A 14,844-nucleotide genomic window follows, 5' to 3' on the forward strand; every position below is an offset into this window, starting at 1 on the left:
GCTCACGAAGAATGGAATTCACTGGGCCATGAGCTGCTGGATGCCCGGCGGCGCCGCGCCGTCGGATGCGCCGTCAGGTGCGCCGTCGGATGCACCGGCCGGCTGCGATTCTGGCGCTGGCTGAGGGGCTTGCGCGGACGCCTGCGTGCGCGGCTGCTCCCCGGCGGGAACCATGGGCGCAGGGGTGCTGGACTCTGCAGCCGGGCTGGCGGTGGCGGCTGCAGCAGCGGCGGGCGGCTGCGCCGCAACGGTCGCGGCGACCGCAGCGTGCGGCACGGCTTCGCGCTCGTGCAGGGCTGGCTTGGCCGCCACCGTCGGCGCTGCCGGCACCACGGGCGCCGCGCGCACGAACTGCTCGAAGAGCTGGAAGAACCGCTCGTAGAACTGCGGATCGGCGATGGTCTCGCTGCCCACCTTCACCAGCGTGTCGTCGATCGCCGTGACGGGCAGCGACACCGAGCCGATGCCACCGACGCCAAGCGACGCCGAGTTGTTGATCTTCTTGATCACGTAGCGGTCCTGCAGCGCGCTGGCAAAGGCCGACGTACGCACGTCGCCCTGCCCTTCGGATGCGCAGACCACGCGCATCTCCACGACGTAGTGCACGTCGGTGTGGGGCTGGTAGTACTTGCGGCCCGCCACCGTGTCGCTGGAGGCCACGTGCACCATGTAGCCCTGGCTCAGCAGCGCCCGCCGGGCCGCCTCGCAGGTGCTGGCCTGCGGCGCCGCCATGTGGCGCGTGTGCATGCCGGCGGTATCGAAGTCGTTGGGCGAGAACTGCAGGTTGCGGTCCAGGCCGGGCATGGTGTCGGGAATGTGGGCGCAACCAGCCAGCAGGGCACAGGCCACCAGGCCCAACCGGCAGCCCAGGGAAGCGAAGGGGGAAAGGCGTGGGAATCGAGACACGGGCATCAGCTAGAAAAATCCGCAGCAGGGCCGCATTGTGAAGCCTGAGCGATGTCCCTCCCGCGCGCGCTCGTTGTAACCCATTGCAAGGCGACGTTCCATCCGCGCGGTGGGGCACTCTTGAAAAACACCGCACGCAAACACATGTGCGGTCCATGCGGCTGACCCGTGCCGCGTCTGACCCAGGAGCCTCCGACATGATTTTCGCCCCCGTGATCCGCCACGCCACCTATGTCGCACCGCGCGTGGGAGACGCCGCCGTGCAACGCTTCCTGCACCACACACTCACTGCCCCCGCCGCCGCGCCGCACGATGCACGCGCCACTGGCGTGAACGTGCAGCAGGACGACAAGGCGATCACCGTGCAGCTGGACGTGCCAGGCCTGTCGCGCGAGCAACTCGCGGTCACGATCGAAGGCAACCAAGTGCGCGTCGCCAGCGCCGAAGGTGCGCCCCGGCGCGTGCAGCGTGCATGGGAGTTGGCGCAGGACATCGACCCGCAGGCCAGCACGGCGCGACTGGAACATGGCGTGCTCACCCTGGTGCTGGCCAAGAAGCCGCCGCAGAGCAGCGCCGTTCGACTGGCCATCGACTGACAAGACGCAGAGCGTCGCCTGATTCCAGGGCGGCCGGGCGGCCGCCCATTTGCTATGTTTTATCTAGCTACTGCCGCTTGCCGGATGGGCGCTACCGCCCATTTTTAACCTGATCCTCTTCCAGGGCACACCACAGCGAGACTCCGACTAAACCGTCCGCGTTCGACGCATGTGGGGCCTTGTCCCGGCTTGTCCAGTCCGGCGCCTGTCCGCATCGAACGCCGCGGCCGCGTGCGGCCCCATCGCAGCGCCTCACTCGTGGCGCAGCGCCTCGATGGGGTCCAGCCGCGCGGCGCGGCGGGCCGGGAAGTAGCCGAACAGCACCCCGATGCCCGCCGAGAACACGAACGACAGCAGGTTCACGCCCGCGTGGAACACGTAGGGGATGCCCATCACCTGCGCCAGCGCAATCGACGCGCCCGTGGCCAGCACGATGCCGATGAGGCCGCCCAAAGCGGCCAGCACCACGGCCTCGATGAGGAACTGCATCAGCACCTCGCGCTCCAGCGCGCCGATGGCCAGGCGCAGGCCGATCTCCCGCGTGCGCTCGGTCACGCTCACCAGCATGATGTTCATGATGCCAATGCCGCCCACCAGCAGGCTCACGGCCGCCACCGCGCCCAGCAGCGTGGTCATCACGCGCGTGGTGCCCGAGAAGGTGTCGGCCAGTTGCTTGGTGTCCAGCACGTTGAAGTTGTCATCGTCGGTGTCGGCCAGCTTGCGGCGTTCGCGCAGCAACTCGGTCAGGCTGGCCTTCACGCGCTCGGGGTCGCTGCCATCCTTCATGGACACCAGCAGCGTCGGCACGCGCGTGGAGCCCGTCACGCGGCGCTGCAGCGTCTTGAGCGGCAGCAGCACCAGATCGTCCTGGTCGTTGCCGAAGGCGCCCTGCCCCTTGGAGGCCAGCACGCCCACCACCTCGCACGAAAACTGGCGCACGCGCACGCGCTCACCCAGCGCATCGCCGCCGGCGAACAGCTCCCGCCGCACCGTCTGGCCGATCAGGCACACGGCAGCGCCCACGCGCAGCTCGTCGGAGGTGAATTCGCGCCCGCTTTCCAGCGTCCAGTTGCCGGTCTGCAGCCAGGCATTGGTGCTGCCCATGACGCTGGTGGCCCAGTTACGCCCGTTGGCCACCACGGTGGCGCTGGTGCGCGCCTCGGGCGCCACGGCCAGAATGCCGCCGATCTGCTGCGCGATGGCCTCGGCATCCACATCCTTGAACGAGGGTGCGCCGCCACTGCCGCCGGGGCCCAGCCGCTGGCCAGGACGCACTTGCAGCAGGTTGGTGCCCAGGCTGGAGATCTGCGCCTGCACCGCCAGCGTCGCGCCGTTGCCCAGCGTGACCATGGTGATCACCGCGCTCACGCCGATCACGATGCCCAGCACGGTGAGAAAGGACCGCATCAGGTTGCGCCGTATCGAGCGCAGCGCCTGCAGCAGGGAGTTGAGCAGCATCATGGCGCCACCTCCCCCGTGCCTGCACTTGCAGGCGCTTCCCGGGGCACCTGCGCATGCGGGTGCGGATTGCGCTCGTCGCTTTCGATGCGCCCGTCCACGAAGCGCACGATGCGCCGTGCGTACTGCGCCATGTCGGGCTCGTGTGTGACCATCAGCACGGTGATGCCCTGCTCGGTGTTCAGGCGCCACAGCAGTTCCATGATCTCGCGGCTGCGCTGCGTGTCCAGGTTGCCGGTGGGCTCGTCGGCCAGCAGCACCGTAGGCTCGGTGACGATGGCGCGCGCAATCGCCACGCGCTGCTGTTGGCCGCCGGACAGCTCGGCCGGTGTGTGGTGCTCCCAGCCCTTGAGGCCCACGGCGTCCAGGGCGCGGGCCGCAGCCGCATGGCGCGCGGCCGTGCTCTCGCCGCGGTACAGCAGCGGCAGCTCCACGTTCTCCTGCGCCGAGGTACGCGCCAGCAGGTTGAAGCCCTGGAACACGAAGCCCAGGAAGCGCCGCCGCAGCCGCGCACGGTCGTCGCGCGACAGCGAGTGCACCGGCAGCCCGCGAAACAGGTAGGTGCCCGCGGTGGGCCGGTCCAGGCAGCCCAGCACGTTCATGGCCGTGGATTTGCCCGAGCCGCTGGGGCCCATGATGGCCACGAAGTCGCCGCTGTCGATGTCCAGGTCCACGCCCTTGAGCGCCTGGAAGGCCAGCGCGCCCTCGCCGTACACCTTGGTGATGCCGCGCAGGCGGATCAGCGGCTGCGCATCGGCGGGCGCCATCATGGCTTCGCCCCGCTCGCAAGCTGGTCGGTGATGACCTGCATGCCCGGCTGCAGCTCGTCGCTCTCCACCTCGGTGACGCGGCCGTCGCTGATGCCGGTCTTCACGCGCACGGGCTTGGGCGTGCCGTCCTGCAGCACCCACACCTGGCGCTGGGGGCCGTCGCCGCGGCTGCCGTCCGCGCCCGCGCTGCGCCGCTGGCCCGAGGGGCGCGGCATGCGCGGCATGAGCTGGGACATGATGCCGCCGCTGCCGCCCGCGCTTGCGCCAGAGCTGCCCTGTGCACCGGGCCGGCCTGCCTGGGGGGCTTCCCCCGCCGCGCTCGCGGGCTTGAAGCGCAGGGCCGTGTTGGGCACGGTAAGCACGTCATTGCGCTCGGTGGAGGTGATGGTGGCCGCGGCCGTCATGCCGGGGCGCAGGCTCAGATCGCCGTTGTCCACCTCCAGGTAGGTGATGTAGGTGACCACGTTGTCGGTCTTGGTGGAGCCGAAGGCCACGCGCGTGGTGCGCGCCGGGTAGCGCCGCGAGGGGTAGGCGCTCACGGTGAAGGTGGCCTTCTGGCCCGGGCGCACCGAGCCCACGTCGGCCTCGTCCACGTTGACCTCCAGGCGCAGCTTGGTCAGGTCCTCTGCCAGGGTGAGCAGCGTCACCGCCTGCAGCGACGCGGCCACGGCATTGCCCGGCTCCACCGCGCGCGAGAGCACCACCCCGTCGATCGGCGATCGGATGGAGGCCTTGGTGACGTTGGTCTCGTCGGTGGCCAGCGCCGCGCGCGCATCCTGCACGCTGGCGCGCGCAGCGGCCTCGTCGGCCTGGGCGCGCTCGTAGGCGGCGCGGCCGGTGTCCAGCTCGGCCGCCGAAGGCACCTTGCCGCCGGACAGGCGGGCCACCTCCTCCAGGCGAGACAGGCTGGCGCGCGCCTCCTGCATGGTCGCCTGCGCCTGTGCCAGGCGCGCCTGCGCCGACGCGACCGAAGCGCGCGAGCGCAGCACCTGCGAGTCGAGCTTGGTGGTGTCCAGCTCCACCAGCACCTGGCCCTTCTTGACCTGGTCGTTCACGTCCACCAGCACGCGGCGCACGGTGCCTGAGAGTTCGCTGCCGATGTTCACCGACCGCGTGGGCTGCAGCGTGCCGTTGGCCGCCACGGTGAGCGTGATCTGCCCACGCTGCACCTCCTGCGTGACATAGCGCGGCGCCGCCTGGGCGCGCTGGCGGTCCTGCCAGTACCACCAGCCGCCGGCAGCGGCGGCCAGCACCAGCACGGCCAGCCACAGGGTGATGCTCTGCCACCAGCGCCGGCGCAGGCCGTCGCCCAGCAGGGCCTGCAGGCGCTGCGGGGCCGCCGCGGCGGCATGGGAAGCGGGGGCGCTGGAAGAGCTTGGGGATTCTTGGTCGGTCATGGTTCTTGCCTGGGAAGGCGCCGCTTGGGCGGCAGCGCCGGGTCATTCAGCAGGTTTTTTGGGGGGGCCGCTCAGGGCGCGGGCCAGCCGCCTCCCAGCGCCTTGTACAGGCGCACATGGTCGGTACTCACGCTGGCGGCCGTGCTGGCCACGCTGTCCTGCGCGGACAGCAGCGTGCGTTGGGTGTCCAGCACGGTCTGGAAGTCCACCAGCCCGCTCGCATACTGGTTCTGCGCCAGCAGCGCCGCGTTGCCCGCAGCCTCGGCCGCGGCGGACAGGCGCTGCAGTCGGTCACGGTCGCCCTGCAGCGCGACGAGCGCATCTTCCACATCCTTGAGCGCGCCGAGCACCGATTCCTCGTAGCCCACCTGCGCCTGCTGCAGCGCAGCCTCCTGCGCGCGCACCTGGGCACGCAGCGCCCCGCCATCGAACACCGGCAGCGACACGCTGGACAGCAGCGACGCCACCGTGGCGCCCCCACCCGTGAGCGCGCCCAGCGTGAGGGCGCGCAGGCCCAGCGTTCCGCTGATGCGCAGGCTGGGCATGCGCTGCGCCTCGGCCTGGGCGACGCGCTCCCAGGCGGCGCGCACGCGCTGCTCGGCCTGGCGCACGTCGGGGCGCTGGCGCAGCGTGTCTGCGGGGAAGGCCAGCGCCAGGTCCACCGGCGGTTGGGGCACGGGCGCGTGCGCGGCCAGGGCCTCGTCCAGCGCCGCGGGCGGCTGGCCGGTGAGCACCGCCAGCGCATGCCGCGCCTGTGCGATGCCCGCCTGCAGCGTGGGCACCTGGGCGGCGGTCTGCTCCACGGCGGCGCGGGCCTGCTCGGCCGCCAGCGAACTGGCCAGCCCCGCCTGCACACGCCATTGGACGATCTGCGCGGTTTCGCTCTGCGCCGCCAGGTTCTGCTGGGCAATCTGCAGGCGCTGCTGCTGGCTGCGCAGGCTGATGTAGTTCACCGCCACCTCGGCGGCCAATGCCACCTGGGCGGCGGCCACGCCTTCCTCGGCGGCCAGCAGGTCGGCCTCGCTGGCGCGCACCCCGCTGGACAGGCGGCCAAACAGGTCGGGCTCCCAGCTCGCGTCCAGTCCCGCCTGGAAAGTGTTGCCGGTGCTGCCATTGCTGCGGCTGCGCTGGGCGGAGCCCGATGCGTTCACGGAAGGCAGCAGGCCGGCGGCCTGCACGTCGCGCTGGGCACGCGCCTGCTCCACGGCGGCGCGTGCGCTGCGCATGCTGGTGTGCGACTGCAGCGCGCGTTCCACCAGGCCGGTGAGCTGCGCATCGCCCAGTTGCCGCCACCACTGGGCCAGGTCTTGCGGGGTCGCGGCCGCGCCGCCCTGCACTGCCCCCTGGCCGGCCCAGGCGGCGGGAGTGGCCACCGCCCCCTCCAGCGCGGGAGGCGGCCGCGTGGCGCAACCGGCCAGCACCAGGGCGGCCAGCAAGGCCAGTGGCGCCGAAGCGCGCGGGCGACGGCGGGAGCGAGAAGGAAGCGCTGCGGCAAACATGAGGGCAATTGTTACAGCGCTCCTTGTCAGCGCCACCAGCGGCAGATGAACTTTTGTAAAGAAAACCGGAGAACCCGTGGCGTGGCACGCTGCTACCCTTGCGTGCCAAATGCCCGCGTGGCCTCACCGCCGCGGCCGCCCCTCGCAAAGGAGTTCCCATGCCCCCTCTTCCCCTGCTGATCGACGGCGCGCCCCGGCCCGCCTCGGGCGGCGCCACCTTCGAGCGCCGCAACCCGCTGGATGGCCGCATTGCCACCACGGCCGCTGCGGCCACCCCCGAAGACGCCGTGGCCGCCGTGCAGGCGGCCGCCCGGGCCTTTCCCGCGTGGGCCGCGCTGGGCCCCGCCGCGCGGCGCGACCTGCTGCAGCGCGCCGCGCAGGCCCTCACGGCGCGCGCCGATGCCTTCGCCGCCACCATGGCGGCCGAGACCGGCGCCTCTGCCGCCTGGGCCGGCTTCAACGTGCACCTGGCCGCCAACCTGCTGCAGGAGGCCGCCGCCCTCACCACGCAGATCGCCGGCGAGGTGATCCCGTCCGACATGCCGGGCAGCCTGGCCATGGGCGTGCGCCAGCCCGCCGGCGTGGTGCTGGGCATGGCGCCGTGGAATGCGCCGGTCATCCTGGGGGTGCGCGCCATTGCCACGCCACTGGCCTGCGGCAACACGGTGGTGTTCAAGGGTTCGGAAACCTGTCCGGCCACCCACCGCCTCATTGCCGAGGCGCTGCACGACGCCGGCCTGCCCGCGGGCGTGGTGAACTTCATCACCCATGCGCCCGGCGATGCGGCCGACGTGGTGGAGGCCATGGTGGCCCACCCAGCCGTGCGCCGCGTGAACTTCACGGGCTCCACCAAGGTAGGGCGGCTGGTGGCGCAAACCTGCGCGCGCCACCTCAAGCCCGTGGTGCTGGAGCTGGGCGGCAAGGCCCCGCTGGTGGTGCTGGACGATGCCGACGTGGATGCCGCCGTGAACGCCGCCGTGTTTGGCGCGTTCGCCAATTCGGGGCAAATCTGCATGTCCACGGAGCGCCTGGTGGTGGACGAGGCTGTGGCCGATGCGTTCGTGCACCAACTGGCCGAACGCGCCCGCGCCCTGCCGCTGGGCGACCCGCGCCAGGGCCCCGTGGTGCTGGGCCCGGTGGTGGACATGGCCACCGTGCAGCGCTGCAACGCGCTGATCGACGACGCGCTGGGCCAGGGCGCGACGCTGGTGTGCGGCGGCAAAAGCGACACCCCGCTGATGCCCGCCACGCTGCTGGACCGGGTGACGCCCGCCATGCGCATCTACCACGAGGAGACCTTTGCCCCGGTCAAGGCGATCGTGCGGGTGCGCGGCGTGGAGCAAGCCATCGCCACCGCGAACGACACCTCCTACGGCCTGTCGGCCGCCGTGTTCGGGCGCGACGTGGCGCGCGCCTGGAACGTGGCCGCACGCATCGAGTCCGGCATCTGCCATGTGAACGGCCCCACGGTGCACGACGAGCCGCAGATGCCCTTTGGCGGCGTGAAGCAGTCGGGCTGGGGGCGCTTTGGCGGCATGGCGGGCGTGCGCGAGTTCACGGAACTGCGCTGGATCACGGTGCAGACCGCGCCGCGCCACTACCCGTTCTAGCTTGCTACCAAAATGTGAGCTACCAGCGCTTGATAGACAAGCGCTGGAGCCTATTTTGACCCATATCTTCAGGCCGCGAGCGTGATGGCGTCCAGCGGCCAGCGCGGCTTCACGTCGAAGGCGTAATCGCGGTTGGGCTGCTGCTGCCCGGCCTGCAGGCGCATGGCCGCGGCCATGGCGATCATGGCGCCGTTGTCGGTACACAGGTGCAACTCGGGGTAGTGCACACGCACCTTGGCTCGCGCGCAGGCCGCGTTGAGTTGCGCGCGCAGATGCCGGTTGGCGCCCACGCCGCCGGCCACCACCACGCGCTGGAGCCCTGTTTTCTGAAGGGCGGCCAGCGTCTTCTTGACCAGCACCTCCACGATGGCGGCCTCGGTGCTCGCGGCCAGGTCGGCCTTGCGCGCGGACAGTTCGTCGCCCAGCTTCTTGGCCTGGGTCAGCACGGCGGTCTTGAGGCCTGCGAACGAGAAGTCCAGGTCGCCGCTGTGCAGCAGCGGGCGCGGCAGTTTGAACGCGGTGGCGCTGCCATGCTCGGCCAGGCGCGACAGCGCCGGCCCGCCGGGGTAGCCCAGGCCCATGAGCTTGGCCGACTTGTCGAAGGCCTCGCCCGCCGCGTCGTCGATGGTCTCGCCCAGGATCTCGTAGCGCCCCACGCCCTCCACGCGCATGAGCTGCGTGTGCCCGCCCGACACCAGCAGCGCGACGAACGGGAATTCGGGTGGGTCGCTGCTCAGGAACGGCGACAGCAGATGGCCTTCGAGGTGGTGCACGCCCAGCACGGGCTTGTCCAGCGCTGCGCCCAGCGCGCAGGCCACGCCCGCGCCCACCAGCAGCGCACCCGCCAGGCCCGGCCCGCGCGTGTAGGCCACCACGTCCACATCCTCCAGGCGCTCGCCCGATTCGCGCAGCACCTCGCGGGTCAGCGGCAGCACGCGGCGGATGTGGTCGCGGCTGGCCAGCTCGGGCACCACGCCGCCATAGGCCTGGTGCATGTCGATCTGGCTGTGCAGCGCATGCGCCAACAGCACGGGCACGGCGCCGCCCTCGCCGGCGCGCACCAGGGCCACGCCGGTTTCGTCACAGGAAGATTCGATACCGAGGATCAGCTGACTCATGCCCGCGAGTGTAGTGGCCGCCCCCCGCGCCCGCCGGGCCGGGGGCAATCGCACGCCCGCGCATACCCGGACGGCGGCTACCAGCGGTCGGAGCGCATGCGCAGCTCCCACTGGCCCTTGCGCAGCTCGTACACGCCCACGGCGCCATAGCGCAGCTCGCCCCGGTCGTCCCAGGCCATGGTGCCGGTGACGGGGGCGTAGCCGTTGATGCCGCGCAGCGCGCGCGTGATGTCGGCGGGCGCGGCGGAGCCGGCCTTCTTGATCGCCTCGCTGACCACGTACACGGCGTCGTAGGTGTAGTGGCCGCCATAGGCCGGGGGCTTCTGGAAGGCGGCGATGTACTTCTCCAGGAACTGGCGGCCGGTGGTGAACTCGGCCACGTCCAGCACCGGCGAGGTGGCGTAGATCCCGTCGATCACGCCCATGCCCTTGGCCATGTCGGCCGTCTTCACCAGGTCGCCGCCCAGCAGCGCCACACGGCTGTGGCCCAGCTTCTGCAGTTCCTGCAGCAGCGCCAGCGCCTGGAAGTCGTTGAGCATGCAGACGATGACGCGCACCTGCGCCTCCTTGAGCCGGGCCGCCAGTTCAGCAAAGGCCACGGTCTTGTCGTCGAAGCTCTGGCGCACGGCGATGTGCTTCTTGGCCGCCAGCAACTGCGCGGCCGCGCCCTCGGCCAGTCCCTTGCCGTAGGGCGAGCCGTCGTCGACCACCGCGTAGGCATCGGCGTTGAGCTGCGCGGCCGCGAACGCGCCGATGGCGCGCGCCTGCAGGTTGTCGTTGGCGACGATGCGGAAGGTGGTGGCCAGCCCCAGCTGCGTGATGCGCGGGTTGGTGGAGATGATGAGCTGCGGCACCTCCTTGGCGGCATAGATGGGCGCGGTCTCCAGGCTCACGCCCGAGTTCAAGTGCCCGATGACGGCCACCACGCCCGATTCCAGCAGCTGCTGCGCAGCCGCCTTGCCCGAAGCGGCGTCCGCGCGGTCGTCCTGCGCCACCACCTACAGCGTCACGCGCTTGCCGTCCACGTTCAGGCCGGATCGGTTGATCTCGTCCACCGCCAGCTTCACGCCATTGAGCAGGTCCTGCCCCAAACCCGCCAAGGGGCCGGACAAGGGCTGCGCCACACCGATCTTGATGGTGTCCGGCACCTTGCTGCATCCCGTGATCCACCCGCCACTCCCAACGCCGCCAGCCCCAGGCTGGCGGAAAAACCGCGTCGTTTGATTCCCTGCTGCACAGTCGACTCCTCTCTCGTTCATGTGGATATGTGACAGGATGTTCGCGAAAGGATGCCGCGCGCGCCAGGGGAATTGCCCGCGGCCCCAACCGGCGCGTTTCGGCAATCTTCCACAACGCATCGGGGCGGGTGTGGCGTATTTCTTGCTGGCGCCTGCGGCATGACTGAACAACTGCGGATCGTGGTGGTGGCGCCGGACCTGGCGGCCGACGGCGACGCGCACGCGGCGCTGCAGGCCGAGCGTTCGCGCGCGCTGCGCATCGGGCTGCTGGAGAACGGCTTCAACCTCGTGGCCACGCTGCCGGGCGACATGTTCCTGGGCGAGCGCCTGGCCCAGTTGCAGCCCGACCTGGTGATCGTGGACGCCGAAAGCGAGGCCCGCGACGCGCTGGAGCATGTGGTGATGGCCACGCGCGAGGCGCCCCGCCCCATCGTCATGTTTACCAACGACGAGGACACGCGCCACGTGAAGGACGCGCTGGCCGCGGGCGTGACGGCCTACATCGTCGCGGGCCTGGCGCCGCAGCGCATCCGCCCCATCCTGGAGGTGGCGCTGGCCCGCTTTGCCCACGAACAGGCGCTGCGCACCGAACTGGCGCAGGCACGCACCGCCCTGCACGAGCGCAAGACCATCGACCGCGCCAAGGGCCTGCTGATGCAGCGCCAGGGCCTGACCGAGCAGCAGGCCTACGAGCGGCTGCGCCGCGCCGCCATGGACCGCGGCCTGCGCCTGGCCGAGGTGGCGCAGCGCATGCTGGACGCGGCCGATTTGCTGGGTTGATGCGCTGGTTTGTGCATTGCACAAATGCGGTGCATCCGATGCCGCGCCACACAGGGATGAGGCTTTCAAACAAAAAAGGCCTGAAACGCCCGACCATCAAGCGCAAACAGCTATCAAAATAAAAGCAACCCCAAAGATGGCACACCGCTTGCAACAGGCCCGGTGACCACCGCTGGTCACGCACCAGGCCCTTCCAACGGCGGAAGGGCCAGGCTCCCAGGACAAAGGCGTCCCCACCCGCTCGGACAGCGCACATGCGCCGGCCGCGCGGCGTGAGGACGCCTTTTTCCGTTGCTGCACTGCTTTTTTGACGACCCCAAAGGACTCTTGCATGACCGATCTGCTCCACACCCGAATCCCCCGACGCACCGTGCTGCAGGCGGCCACCGTGGGCGCCGTGGGCGTGAGCCCCGCGCTGCGTGCCCTGGTGCACGCCCAGGGCTCGGACGCCCCCGAGAAGAAAGAGGTGCGCATCGGCTTCATCCCCCTCACCGACTGCGCCAGCGTGGTCATGGCATCGGTGCTGGGCATCGACCAGAAGTACGGCGTGAAGATCATCCCCACCAAGGAGGCCAGCTGGGCCGGCGTGCGCGACAAGCTGGTCAACGGCGAGCTGGACTTCGCCCATGTGCTCTACGGCCTGGTCTACGGCGTGCATCTGGGCGTGGGCGGTCCCAAGAAGGACATGGCCGTGCTGATGACGCTCAACCACAACGGCCAGGCCATCACGCTGTCGCGCAAGCTGGCCGACAAGGGGGCCGTCAACGGCGCAGGCCTGGCCCAGCTGATGGCCAAGGAACGGCGCGAGTACACCTTTGCGCAGACCTTCCCCACCGGCACGCATGCAATGTGGCTGTACTACTGGCTGGCCGCGCACGGCATCCACCCCCTGAAGGACGCCAAGGTCATCACCGTGCCGCCCCCGCAGATGGTGGCCAACATGCGCGTGGGCAACATGGACGGCTTCTGCGTGGGCGAGCCCTGGAACCACCGCGCCATCATGGACGGCATTGGCGTCACGGCCACCACCACGCAGGCGATCTGGAAGGACCACCCCGAAAAGGTGCTGGGCACGACCGCCGACTTCGTGCAGAAGTACCCCAACACCGCGCGCGCCGTGACGGCCGCCATCCTGGAGGCCAGCCGCTGGATCGACGAAAGCCTGGCCCACAAGAACCAGATGGCCGAGACCATCGCCGGCAAGGCCTACGTGAACACCAGCGTGGACGCCATCAACCAGCGCATCCTGGGGCGCTACCAGGACGGCCTGGGCAAGACCTGGGACGACCCCGACCACATGAAGTTCTATGGCGGCGGCGCGGTGAACTTCCCCTACCTGTCCGACGGCATGTGGTTCCTGACCCAGCACAAGCGCTGGGGCTTGCTCAAGGACCACCCGGACTACCTGGGCGTGGCCAAGGCCATCAACCGCACCGACGTGTACCGCCAAGCCGCCACGGCCGCGAAGACCCCCCTGCCCGCAAGCGACATGCGCAGCCACAAGCTGGTGGATGGCGTGGTCTGGGACGGCAAGGACCCCGCGAAGTACGCCGACGGTTTCAAGCTCAAGGCCTGACGCCCCGATCGCCCCACCCCCACAGGAGAAACCATGGTCAGTGCCGTCTTTCACAGCCCGCTGGAGCCGCAAGCGCCGGCCGGCGCGTCCGATGCTTCCAAATCGATAGCTGCCATCGCTTATCCCACAAGCTCTGCAGGCCCAAAACCCTCAGGGCCTGCCAGCCCACCCCCGCGCAGCGACGCGCGCCAGCGCTGGAACGCGCTCTGGCTGGCCGTGCTGCCGCCGCTGTGCGGCGTGGGCCTGCTGCTGGGCCTGTGGGCCGTGGTCTCGGCCACTACGGGCCAGAGCATTCCTGGCCCGCTGCAGACCTGGGCGCAGGCGGTGGAGATCTTCAGCGACCCGTTCTACCGCAACGGCCCCAACGACCAGGGCGTGGGCTGGAACGTGCTGGCCAGCCTGCAGCGCGTGGCCGTGGGCTTCGGCCTGGCCGCGCTGGTGGGCATACCGGCGGGCTTCGTGATCGGGCGCTTCGCGTTCCTCTCGCGCATGTGCAACCCGGTCATCAGCCTGCTGCGGCCCGTCTCGCCGCTGGCGTGGCTGCCCATCGGCCTGCTGGTGTTCAAGGGCGCCAACCCGGCCGCCATCTGGACGATCTTCATCTGCTCCATCTGGCCCATGGTCATCAACACCGCCGTGGGTGTGCAACGCGTGCCGCAGGACTACATGAACGTGGCGCGCGTGCTCAACCTGAGCGAATGGAAGATCGCCACCACCATCCTGTTCCCGGCGGTGCTGCCCTACATGCTGACCGGCGTGCGCCTGGCCGTGGGCACGGCCTGGCTGGTGATCGTGGCGGCCGAGATGCTCACCGGCGGCGTGGGCATTGGCTTTTGGGTGTGGGACGAGTGGAACAACCTGAACGTCACCAACATCCTGGTGGCCATCTTCGTCATCGGCGGCGTGGGCCTGCTGCTGGAATGGGCGCTGGTCCGGCTGGCCACGGCCTTCACGTTCGAGGAGGTGCAATCATGAGCGACGCAAAATTCCTGCAGATCCAGGGGGTCGAGCAGACCTTCCGCACCGCCAAGGGCGTGTTTCCCGCGCTGCGCGGCATCGACCTGGCCATCGCCCAGGGCGAATTCGTGGCACTGATCGGCCACTCGGGCTGCGGCAAAAGCACGCTGCTGAACCTGATCGCGGGCCTGACCACGCCCACCGCCGGCGCGCTGATCTGCGCCGGGCGCGAGATCAAAGGCCCCGGTCCCGAGCGCGCGGTGGTGTTCCAGAACCACTCGCTGCTGCCCTGGCTGACCTGCGAAGGCAACGTGCACCTGGCCGTGGAACGCGTGTTCGGCGCGCGCGAGTCCAAGGGCCGGCTGAAGGAGCGCACCCACGCCGCGCTGGAACTGGTGGGCCTGGCCCATGCCGCGCACAAGCGCCCCGGCGAGATATCGGGCGGCATGAAGCAGCGCGTGGGCATCGCACGCGCGCTGTCGATGGAGCCCCAGGTGCTGCTGATGGACGAGCCCTTCGGCGCGCTGGACGCGCTCACGCGCGCACGGCTGCAGGACGAGCTGCTGGAGATCGTGGCGCGCACGCGCAGCACCGTGGTCATGGTCACGCACGACGTGGACGAGGCGGTGCTGCTGTCCGACCGCATCGTGATGCTCACCAACGGCCCCGCCGCCACCATTGGCGAGGTGCTGGACGTGGGCATTGCACGCCCGCGCAACCGGGTGGCGCTGGCGGAGGATGCGCGGTACCTGCAGTGCCGCAAGGCGGTGATCGACTTTCTCTACACGCGGCAGGGGCACGTGGAGAGAGCGGCTTGAGGGTTTTTGGGCTCTAGCGCTTGCTGGGCAAGCGCTGGCAGCTATTGTTTTTGATCATTTGCCCTTGGGTTTCATGCCGCTGGCCGGGGCGAGTCCCGGCCAGCGACGAAGAAACTCACAC

The 14,844-nt window shown here is 70.1% G+C and carries 12 protein-coding genes and 1 pseudogene; 6 read left to right on the forward strand and 7 right to left on the reverse strand.

What is annotated here, in order from left to right:
- Positions 1 to 18: 18 nt before the first annotated feature.
- Positions 19 to 912 carry a DUF2242 domain-containing protein gene (locus K2L43_RS12045; RefSeq protein WP_103738010.1) on the reverse strand — a complete coding sequence of 298 codons (894 nt, stop codon included), beginning with the start codon at positions 910 to 912 and terminating at the stop codon, positions 19 to 21.
- A 191-nt stretch (positions 913 to 1,103) separates the two neighbouring features.
- Between K2L43_RS12045 and K2L43_RS12050 the strand changes: the two genes are divergently transcribed.
- Positions 1,104 to 1,502, forward strand: coding sequence for an Hsp20/alpha crystallin family protein (locus K2L43_RS12050; protein WP_015913721.1), 399 nt, complete (start codon positions 1,104 to 1,106; stop codon positions 1,500 to 1,502).
- A 252-nt stretch (positions 1,503 to 1,754) separates the two neighbouring features.
- On the opposite strand, the gene K2L43_RS12055 is transcribed toward K2L43_RS12050, so the two are convergent.
- The 4 genes from K2L43_RS12055 to K2L43_RS12070 form a co-directional block, all read right to left on the reverse strand.
- A complete protein-coding gene (locus K2L43_RS12055) occupies positions 1,755 to 2,960 on the reverse strand; it encodes an ABC transporter permease (RefSeq protein ID WP_199856234.1) in 1,206 nt (401 codons plus the stop codon).
- Positions 2,960 to 3,730: an ABC transporter ATP-binding protein gene (locus K2L43_RS12060; RefSeq protein WP_011805980.1), complete on the reverse strand. Its 771-nt coding sequence runs from the start codon at positions 3,728 to 3,730 to the stop codon at positions 2,960 to 2,962. Before K2L43_RS12060 ends, K2L43_RS12055 begins: the two co-directional genes overlap by 1 nt.
- Positions 3,727 to 5,127: an efflux RND transporter periplasmic adaptor subunit gene (locus K2L43_RS12065; protein ID WP_011805981.1), complete on the reverse strand. Its 1,401-nt coding sequence runs from the start codon at positions 5,125 to 5,127 to the stop codon at positions 3,727 to 3,729. The genes K2L43_RS12060 and K2L43_RS12065 overlap by 4 nt, the downstream gene beginning before the upstream one ends.
- Before the next feature lie 71 nt (positions 5,128 to 5,198).
- Positions 5,199 to 6,626 (reverse strand): efflux transporter outer membrane subunit, encoded by a 1,428-nt coding sequence (locus tag K2L43_RS12070; RefSeq protein WP_220637635.1) that lies wholly within the window; start codon positions 6,624 to 6,626, stop codon positions 5,199 to 5,201.
- 158 nt (positions 6,627 to 6,784) lie between these two features.
- Between K2L43_RS12070 and K2L43_RS12075 the strand changes: the two genes are divergently transcribed.
- Positions 6,785 to 8,236: an aldehyde dehydrogenase gene (locus K2L43_RS12075; protein ID WP_220637636.1), complete on the forward strand. Its 1,452-nt coding sequence runs from the start codon at positions 6,785 to 6,787 to the stop codon at positions 8,234 to 8,236.
- Between the two features lie 68 nt (positions 8,237 to 8,304).
- Here K2L43_RS12075 and tsaD read toward each other — a convergent pair whose 3' ends face one another.
- Positions 8,305 to 9,354, reverse strand: coding sequence for a tRNA (adenosine(37)-N6)-threonylcarbamoyltransferase complex transferase subunit TsaD (gene tsaD / locus K2L43_RS12080; RefSeq protein WP_220637637.1), 1,050 nt, complete (start codon positions 9,352 to 9,354; stop codon positions 8,305 to 8,307).
- A 77-nt stretch (positions 9,355 to 9,431) separates the two neighbouring features.
- Positions 9,432 to 10,591 (reverse strand): annotated as a pseudogene (locus K2L43_RS12085) (branched-chain amino acid ABC transporter substrate-binding protein).
- A 160-nt stretch (positions 10,592 to 10,751) separates the two neighbouring features.
- On the opposite strand from K2L43_RS12085, the gene K2L43_RS12090 reads away from it, so the two are divergent.
- From K2L43_RS12090 to K2L43_RS12105, 4 genes are all read left to right on the forward strand, one after another.
- Complete coding sequence (locus tag K2L43_RS12090) at positions 10,752 to 11,372, forward strand: ANTAR domain-containing response regulator (RefSeq protein ID WP_011805986.1); 621 nt, start codon at positions 10,752 to 10,754, stop codon at positions 11,370 to 11,372.
- 331 nt (positions 11,373 to 11,703) lie between these two features.
- Positions 11,704 to 12,948 (forward strand): CmpA/NrtA family ABC transporter substrate-binding protein, encoded by a 1,245-nt coding sequence (locus K2L43_RS12095; protein WP_220637638.1) that lies wholly within the window; start codon positions 11,704 to 11,706, stop codon positions 12,946 to 12,948.
- A gap of 33 nt (positions 12,949 to 12,981) precedes the next feature.
- Positions 12,982 to 13,923 (forward strand): nitrate ABC transporter permease, encoded by a 942-nt coding sequence (gene ntrB, locus K2L43_RS12100; RefSeq protein WP_220637639.1) that lies wholly within the window; start codon positions 12,982 to 12,984, stop codon positions 13,921 to 13,923.
- Positions 13,920 to 14,723, forward strand: a complete 804-nt coding sequence (locus K2L43_RS12105) for an ABC transporter ATP-binding protein (protein ID WP_220637640.1) — start codon at positions 13,920 to 13,922, stop codon at positions 14,721 to 14,723. Before ntrB ends, K2L43_RS12105 begins: the two co-directional genes overlap by 4 nt.
- Positions 14,724 to 14,844: the final 121 nt, after the last annotated feature.

It is taken from the genome of Diaphorobacter sp. MNS-0, from assembly GCF_019602835.1.
Taxonomy (GTDB): Bacteria; Pseudomonadota; Gammaproteobacteria; order Burkholderiales; family Burkholderiaceae_C; genus Diaphorobacter; species Diaphorobacter nitroreducens.